The following is an 8053-nucleotide window of genomic DNA, read 5'->3' as shown; positions in this document are numbered from 1 at the left end:
AGGTGCGCGAGCGCCTCGATACTTCCGAAGCCGATGCCGCCCTTGCCTTCGGCGCCTTCTCCGCGACGATGACCCTCGGACGATTCCTCGCGGACAGGGTGACCGGTGCGATCGGCCCGGTCGCCATCGTTCGCTACGGAAGTCTGCTCGCCGCAGCGGGATTCGCGGTGGTCATCGGATCGCCGTGGTTGCCACTCACCCTGCTCGGCTGGGCGATGTGTGGCCTCGGCCTGGCGGGCGGCGTCCCCCAGATCTTCTCCACCGCGGGCAATCTCGGCGGCACGACAGCAGCCACGGACATGTCGCGCGTCTTCACCATCGGCTACCTCGGCCTGCTCGCGGGCCCCGCGATGATCGGCTGGCTCACCGCCGTGATCCCGCTCACCGCGGCGCTGACCGTTCCGCTGGTCCTCACCCTGGCCTGCGCGGCCACGGCGAACGTCGTCAGTCGGTGAAGGTGATCCGGACCGAGACCGGCGTGCTCTGCAATGCGCGGAAGGTGGCCGCGGTCAGCCCGGCGAACACCGGATTGGGTGCGAAGGTGCGAGCCCGCGCGACGACATCGTCGGCCGGGCGCAGCTCCGCGGTCCCGGTTCGCCACCGCTTCCCCTGGCGGACCCGCACTGTCGGTTCCGCGCCGATATTGGCGGCCCACCCCGACCTGGTCCCGTGCTGGCTGATCACCCACGCGCCGCTGTCGTCGAACGCCACCGAGACCGGCACCACCCTGGCCTGCCCGGACTTGCGTCCGATCGTCTCGAGCTCGGTCGCGAACGAGGTGCGGATGCCGATCCGGCTCAGCGCGCGGACCGCCGGGTTGGCGACGTAGCGACCCACCGCCCGCTCGACCTCGAACTTGCGCCGCTTCGGGTCCTTGTTGTTCATGGTCGATCCCCTTCTGCTTCGGAACGCGTCGACGCCGTGATGCTTCAGCATGGCCGCTACCGTGAGCCACGGTGTGCGGTCGGGGTCGGGCTCGTCGCCCGCCCCGAGCAGATGCAGCTGATCAGTGTGCCACTGCAGGTCGAGGGCACCTTCGAGGCTCTTGACATTGGACAGTGTGGATACGCGCGCGGGCAGGCGCAGCGAGATCTGCGGGGAATGCAGTCGCGCGGTGCGCTCGTGCAGGATGTCACCCGCGGCATTCGGTGCCACCGCACTCGGCCTGCCGAGGCCGACCACATCGCACTCTCCCGACTCGACCGCGTCGACCATGGCCACGCGGGACCGGAATCCGCCGGTGACGGCCAGCGGCACCGACCCGGCGGCCGCCCGGACCGACTCGGCGTACTCGAGGAAGTACGCCTCGCGCGCGACGGTGCTCGCCGAACGCGCCGCCGGCCTGCCCATCATCGCCGGCGATTCGTAACTGCCGCCGCTGATCTCGATCAGATCCAGTTGCTCGGCGGCGAGGCGGCGCACCACCTCGCGCGACTCTTCCTCGCTGAAGCCGCCGCGCTGGAAGTCCGCGGAGTTGAGCTTGATCGCGACGGCGAACGACGTCGATACCTCGGCCCTGATCGCGCGCACCACCTCCAGCACGAATCGCGCCCGCCGTTGCGGGTCACCACCCCAGCGGTCGTCGCGCTGATTGGCCAGCGGCGAGAGGAACTGTGAGACGAGGTAGCCGTGCGCGCCGTGGATCTGCACGCCGTCGAAGCCCGCGCGCTCGGCGATCCGCGCGGTGGCGGCGAATCGGCCCACGATGTCGACGATCTCGGCGTCGGTGAGCGCGCGCGGCGCCGGGATGCCGGGCAGACCGAGCCCGATCGCCGAGGGCGCTACCGGCTGCGACCGGGTCGCGAGCGGATTCGCCTGCCTGCCGGGGTGATTGATCTGCATCCAGAGCCGGGCGCCACCGTCCTTGGCGGTTCGTGCCCAGCGGCGCAGGTCGTCGAGGTGGCGTTCGTCGGCGATCACGACATTGCCCGGCTCGCCGAGGTGGTCGTGGTCGACCATCACGTTGCCGGTGACCACCAGACCGAAACCGCCGGTGCCCCAACGGCTGTAGAGCCGCTCGAGCCGTTCGTCCGGCGCACCGGCGGCGGTACCGAGCCCCTCGCTGAGCGCGGCCTTCATCAGCCGGTTGGGCAGCACTTGGCCGCACGGCAGGGCGAGCGGATCGCTCAGGGCTGTCATCGTCGGCTCCTCCGCGGATCACGTCGAGTACACCGATCGGTGTACTCACTCGACGGTAGTACACCGATCGGTATACTTCAATCGGACCGATCGAAAGGATGTCGATGGCAGCGCGCGACGGACTCGTCCAGAGCACGATCGACCTGGTGCGCCGCAACGGCGTAGCCGGGACCGGTGTCGCGAACCTGCTCGACCACAGCGGGCTCTCCCGCCGGACTATCTACCTGAACTTCCCCGGCGGCAAGTCCGAGTTGATCACCGAGGCCACCCGAGTCGCGGGCCGGGCGATGACCACGCTGATCGAGACCTTCAGCAAGAACACCAAGCCGGAGGAAACCATCGCGTCGTTCGCCGACGCATGGAAACAAGTCGTCGAATCCAGCGACTTCCTCGCCGGCTGCCCGATCGTGGCCGCGGCACTCGGACGCTCGGAGTCACCCGCGGCGGCCGACGCGGCAGGCGAGGCGTTCGACGACTGGGAGCGGACACTGGAGACCCGGCTCCGCGCGGAGAACATCGACCCCGACACCGCCAGCTCCCTGGCGACGACCGTCATCGCCACGATCGAGGGCGCGGTGGTGATGTCGCTGGCCAAGCACAGCACCGAGCCGCTCGACCGCGTCGGCCGTCACCTCACCGAGCTGGTCAGGGCGCACATCCGCCCCGTCGGCACACCCTGACCCGCACGCCCGACGGCGCTCCGGCCGAGGCCGGAGAGGCCGTCTGCGCACGGGAACGCTAGAGGTACATGCCGACGTCGGTCGAGTGGTCGATGGTGGATCGGATCTGGATCCCGCCGTCGCGGTGGGCGACCAGTTCGGCCAGGGTCGCGCCGTCGGGAAAGCTCGACTCGGCGGGAACGCCGTCCTGGCGGGCCAGCCACTCGTCGGCTTCCGTCGCCGAGAGCCGGCCGACCTCGAGTTGGGCCAGGCAGCGGCCCGGCCGCACCACGGCGGGGTGCAGCCGGGAGAGGTCTTCGTTGGTGGTGATCGCGATCAGCACATTGCGGCCCTGGCCCAGCATGCCGTCGGTGAGATTGAGCAGACGCGAAAGCTTCTGCCCCGCTGCTTCTTTCGCCTCGCCACGGATCAGTTCGTCGCAGTCCTCCAGCACCAGCAGTCGCCAGCGGCCGTCCTCGTCGTCGCCGTCGGCGCCCGCCGCGACTTCCATCAGGTAGCCGGGATTGCTGAACAGTTCTTCTGGATCGACGACACAGTCGACCTGACACCACGGCGCCCACGACCGCGCGAGCGCACGCAGCGCGGTGGTCTTGCCGGTGCCGGGCTCACCGTGCAGCAGCACCAGCCGTCCCTTGATATCGGCGACGCCGAGCCCCATCAATCGCTCCATGCTCGCGGACACCGAGCCGGTGTAGTTGCCACGGATCTCCGCCCACGCGGGCGCCGCGATCTGGCGCCGTCTGCGCGCGGGGCGCCGGACGTCCATGTGCCAGAATCCCATCTCGACCGTGGCTGCACTGTCGCGTGACAGCGATGCCCCATCGGTGGCCTGCGCCAGCACATCGACGGCGAGTTCGTCGCTCACCGCGGTCACTTCGATCGTGGCCGAACCGCTCGCCCACCGCACGGCCCGCAATGCCCAGCCGTCACCGGCCGCGAGCAAGGCGCTGCTGTCGTCGTCGGCGACCGAGCGCACGATCCGCGCGTCGGCGGGCCGCAGCGCCGCGTCGGGGCGCACCCGGTCGAGGTGGGCCTGGCGGGCGAACGGCTGGTCGCCGCGCAGGAACGGGGCAAGGGCGAGCGCGTCGATCGCGTCGCGGGTCGAATAGGTGGAGTCGATGGTCGCCGACCACGGAAACGGCTCGCCCTGATCCTGCGGCTGACGCGGCGAATCGACGAGCCTGAGCTGTTCATTACGTGTGGACACCGAGCCCATGATCGTGGCCCTCGGCCCGGAATGTCCAATGACTTACGACGCGCACCGGCGCGAAAACTCGCTGGCACCGTAGGCGAAGGCGTCGGTACGGTCGTAGGGTGACGTCCACTCAGCGCGACCAGTCCCCGCCGGAATCCACCACGACGGCCGGGATCAAGGAGTGGATCGGACTGGCCGTCCTCGCCCTGCCGACGCTGCTCATCTCGATGGACCTGAGCGTGCTGTACCTGGCGATCCCGCGCATCAGCGAAGCACTCGAACCCAGCAGCTCCCAATTGCTGTGGATCCTCGACATCTACGGCTTCCTGGTCGCCGGCTTCCTCATCACCATGGGCACCCTCGGCGACCGCATCGGCCGGCGCAAACTCCTGATGATCGGCGCATTGGCCTTCGGCATCGCCTCCGTGATCGCCGCGTACTCGACCAGCGCCAACATGCTGATCGGCACCCGCGCGCTGCTCGGCATCGCGGGCGCGACGCTGATGCCGTCCACGCTGGCGCTGATCCGCAACATGTTCCACGACGACCGCCAGCGCACCGCCGCGATCAGCGTGTGGATGACCAGTTTCATGGTCGGCATGGTGATCGGACCGCTCGTCGGTGGCGCGATGCTCGAGAACTTCTGGTGGGGTTCGGTATTCCTGGTGGCGGTGCCCGCGATGGTGCTGCTGCTGGCGACCGGCCCGTTCCTGCTGCCCGAGTACAAGGACCCGAATCCGGGCAAGCTCGACATTCTCAGCGCGGTCCTGTCACTGCTGTCGGTGATGGGCGTCATCTACGGCATCAAGGAGCTCGCCAAGGACGGCTGGTCGATCGAGGCCGTCGGCGTGCTGGTCGGCGGTCTGGTACTCGGCACGGTGTTCGTCCTGCGTCAGCAACGCCTGACCAATCCGCTGATCGACCTGCGCCTGTTCGGCAATGTCCGGTTCAGCGGATCACTGATCGCGTTGATGGTCGCCATGCTGGCGATGGGTGGGCTGTTCCTGCTGCTCGCACAGTATCTGCAACTGGTGCTGGGCCTTTCGGCGTTCGAGGCCGGTCTGTGGACCGTGCCGCAGGCGGCGGCGATGGTCGTGGCTGCCGGGGTGGTGAGCGCGCTCGCGCCCAAGATCAGGCCCGCGTACCTGATGACCGGCGGCCTGATCATCGCCATGGCCGGGTACGCGCTGTTCACTCAGCTCGCCGGCGCCGACGACCTGGCACTGATCGTCACCGGCATGGTGGTGTTCTCCCTCGGCCTGAGCCCGATGTTCGTCCTCGGCCTCGACCTGATCGTCGGCGCGGTCGACCCGGCACGCGCCGGTGCCGCCTCCGCCATCTCCGAAACCGGTCAGGAATTGTCGGCGGCGCTGGGTGTGGCGGTGATCGGCAGCATCGGCACCGCCGTCTACCGCGGGCAGATGTCGGAGCAGCTGCCCGCCGGACTCCCGCCGGAGGTCGCGCAGGTGGCCGAGGACACCCTCGCGGGCGCCCTGCACGTCGCGACGACACTGCCCGAAACGCTGGGCGCCGAGTTGTCCACCGTCGCCCGCGAGGCCTACACCCAAGCGCTGCAGGTGAACTCGGTGGTCGGCATCGGGCTCACCGCCGTCGCCGCCGGGCTGGTCATGGGGCTGCTCCGGCACATCCCCGCGCCGAACGAGAAGACATCCGACATCGACTGACCGAAGTGGTTCGGACACAACAAATCCCGCCCGATGCTGACCGGGCGGGATTCGTCTCTCGCTGAGTTGTCCCCTCCGCGAGGTTCGTAGTCGGCCGATTCGGCCGAGGCCCTGACCGCTACTTGGTGGCCGGGGCGGGGTTGTTCGGCATCGGGGAGTTGATGGTGGTGAAGTACTGCACCGCGGCCATGATCGCGACGGGGGCGGTGATGAAGATCTGGCCCGCGAGGGTGCCGAGCGCGCCGATGGCCATGATGCCGGCGATGCAGCCAACGGCCGCGGCCGGAATGAACGGGCCGAACATGCCGACGATGGTGGCCGAGGCGATGGTGGCGCCCGCGATGCCGCCGAGCACACAACCGATCGCGCCGCCGCCGAGGCCGCCGACCAGGGTGGCGATGCTGGCGCCCAGGGAGATGGTGCCGGTCATGCGGCTCCAGGCGGCCTGCTCACGGTCGTACTCGCTCTTCCACGGAGCCACGTTCTCGTAGGGCAGCGCGACCGGCTTGTAGGTGGCGTGCGCCAGGTCGAACTGCGGGGTCAGCGTGGCGGTGCGGCCGGAGATGTCGGCGGCGATCGGGAACACGAATTCGTCTACGCGGAAGGCCAATTCGGTACCCGCGACGGTGGTGCCGTTGGCGGCCTTGATCTTGAAGACGCCGTCCTCGACCACCATCGAGCCCGCGTCGGTGCCGATGATCGTCGAGGTCTCGGTGGTGGTGGACGTGTAGTTGATCGGCTCATCCGCGGCAGGTGCTGCGTGGCTGGTTCCGGCAGCGATGCCGAGGGCAACGCTGACGCTGGAGGCCAGCAGGGCGAACTTGGTGATTTTCACGGGGGTGAACCTTTCGTGTTCCTCGTGGTGGGATGCGCGGCGCACAAGCTGCGGTCCGGGCGAGATGTGACCATAGCGAGGTAAGCCTCACCTATCAAGACCTTGCTTAGGCTAACCTCCAAGACGACCCAGTTTCGCCGCGAGAGAGAACCCTGATGAGAAATCCGCGTTGGTGCGGGTGGCTTCTTGCCGCATTCGCGCTGGTCGCAGTCTGTGCTCTCAGCCTGCTGGTCGGCACGAAAGCCATTGCGATCGGCGATGTCTGGCAGGCACTGTTCGGCGTGAGCACCACTCCCGATCACGTGACCGTCACCGAGTACCGCGTGCCACGCACCCTGCTCGGGCTACTGGTCGGGCTCGCGCTCGGCGTCGCGGGCTGCTTGATGCAGGGCCTGACCCGCAACCCGCTGGCAGACCCCGGCCTGCTCGGCGTCAACGCGGGAGCGGCCTTCGCGATCACCATCGCCGTCGCGATGTTCGGCGTGAGCGAGATCACCTCGTACGTCTGGTTCGGGTTTCTCGGCGCCGCCCTGGTGTCGGTGGTCGTCTACCGCGTGGGCACCGCCGGACGATCCGGCACCGACCCGGTGCGGCTGACGCTGGCAGGCGTCGCCGCCACCGCGGTTCTCGGCGGCCTGACCAGGGGCTTGATCCTGATGCACCCCAAGGCTTTCGACGAAATGCGTCAATGGGATTCCGGCGGACTCACCGGACGCGGATTCGAGATCCTCTACGGCGCGACCCCGTTCGTCGCCGCGGGCCTGATCATCGCGGCGCTGTGCGCGCGCTCGCTCAACGCGGTCGCGCTCGGCGACGATCTGGCGCACTCGCTGGGTGTACACGTGGGGCGCACACGCCTGTTCACCGCGCTGGCGGTGGTGCTGCTGTGCGGCACCGCGACCGCCGCGGTGGGCCCGATCGCGTTCGTCGGCCTCGCGGTTCCGCATGTGGCCCGGTGGCTGATCGGACCCGACCAACGCTGGATCTTCGCCTATTCGCTGGTGCTGGCGCCGATCCTGGTGCTGTCGGCCGACATCGTGGGCCGCCTCGTCATTCGTCCCGATGAAGTTCCCGCAGGCCTGGTCACCGCGTTCCTCGGGGCGCCGGTACTGATCTGGCTGGCCCGTCGCGCAAGAGTAGGTGCCGCCGCATGAGTTCGACGATCGATTTCGGCCGCGCGATGCTGGTGGTCCGGCCGCGCGGAACACGCTTCTCCGCCCGGATCGGCGTGCGCACCCTGGTGGTTTGCGCTGTCCTGCTCACGATCTCGGTGGTGACAGCGGTGCTGGCCCTCGGCAGCGGTGACTACCTGATCCCGCCGCTGCGGGTGCTCCGCGCGCTGGTGATCGGCGACGAGCGGTTCGACCGGCTGGTGGTGTGGGACTGGCGGCTGCCGCGCATCCTGCTCGCGCTGATCCTCGGCGCCGCGCTGGGCGTGAGCGGCGCCATTCTGCAATCGGTGACCAGGAATCCGCTGGGCAGCCCGGACATCGTCGGGTTCAACACCGGCGCCTACACC

General features: G+C 68.9%; 7 protein-coding genes and 1 pseudogene. 5 read left to right on the top strand and 3 right to left on the bottom strand.

What is annotated here, in order from left to right:
• Positions 1-455 (top strand): annotated as a pseudogene (locus ACFWF3_RS15560) (MFS transporter); the annotation flags it as partial.
• Here the strand turns inward: ACFWF3_RS15560 and ACFWF3_RS15555 are convergent.
• Positions 445-2139 (bottom strand): nitroreductase family deazaflavin-dependent oxidoreductase, encoded by a 1695-nt coding sequence (locus tag ACFWF3_RS15555; RefSeq protein WP_379314201.1) that lies wholly within the window; start codon positions 2137-2139, stop codon positions 445-447. The pseudogene ACFWF3_RS15560 and the gene ACFWF3_RS15555 overlap by 11 nt on opposite strands.
• A gap of 104 nt (positions 2140-2243) precedes the next feature.
• Between ACFWF3_RS15555 and ACFWF3_RS15550 the strand changes: the two genes are divergently transcribed.
• A complete protein-coding gene (locus ACFWF3_RS15550; RefSeq protein ID WP_378635667.1) occupies positions 2244-2819 on the top strand; it encodes a TetR/AcrR family transcriptional regulator in 576 nt (191 codons plus the stop codon).
• A 58-nt stretch (positions 2820-2877) separates the two neighbouring features.
• Here ACFWF3_RS15550 and ACFWF3_RS15545 read toward each other — a convergent pair whose 3' ends face one another.
• Positions 2878-4035 (bottom strand): DUF5925 domain-containing protein, encoded by a 1158-nt coding sequence (locus ACFWF3_RS15545; RefSeq protein WP_379314200.1) that lies wholly within the window; start codon positions 4033-4035, stop codon positions 2878-2880.
• A gap of 98 nt (positions 4036-4133) precedes the next feature.
• Between ACFWF3_RS15545 and ACFWF3_RS15540 the strand changes: the two genes are divergently transcribed.
• The gene (locus ACFWF3_RS15540) at positions 4134-5699 is read left to right on the top strand and encodes an MFS transporter (RefSeq protein ID WP_379314199.1); all 1566 of its coding nucleotides are present in this window, start codon (positions 4134-4136) and stop codon (positions 5697-5699) included.
• Positions 5700-5817: 118 nt separating this feature from the next.
• Here ACFWF3_RS15540 and ACFWF3_RS15535 read toward each other — a convergent pair whose 3' ends face one another.
• Positions 5818-6534 carry a hypothetical protein gene (locus ACFWF3_RS15535; protein WP_379314198.1) on the bottom strand — a complete coding sequence of 239 codons (717 nt, stop codon included), beginning with the start codon at positions 6532-6534 and terminating at the stop codon, positions 5818-5820.
• A gap of 155 nt (positions 6535-6689) precedes the next feature.
• Here ACFWF3_RS15535 and ACFWF3_RS15530 point away from each other — a divergent pair, with 155 nt between their 5' ends.
• Positions 6690-7688: an iron chelate uptake ABC transporter family permease subunit gene (locus ACFWF3_RS15530; RefSeq protein ID WP_379314197.1), complete on the top strand. Its 999-nt coding sequence runs from the start codon at positions 6690-6692 to the stop codon at positions 7686-7688.
• The coding region (locus ACFWF3_RS15525) for an iron chelate uptake ABC transporter family permease subunit (RefSeq protein ID WP_379314196.1) at positions 7685-8053 on the top strand (369 nt) is incomplete at its 3' end. The genes ACFWF3_RS15530 and ACFWF3_RS15525, both read left to right, overlap by 4 nt.

The organism is Nocardia sp. NPDC060220, from assembly GCF_042727815.1.
GTDB lineage: Bacteria > Actinomycetota > Actinomycetes > Mycobacteriales > Mycobacteriaceae > Nocardia.
The sequence above is the reverse complement of the archived record's forward strand: the minus strand, read 5'-3'. Positions and strand labels throughout refer to the sequence as shown.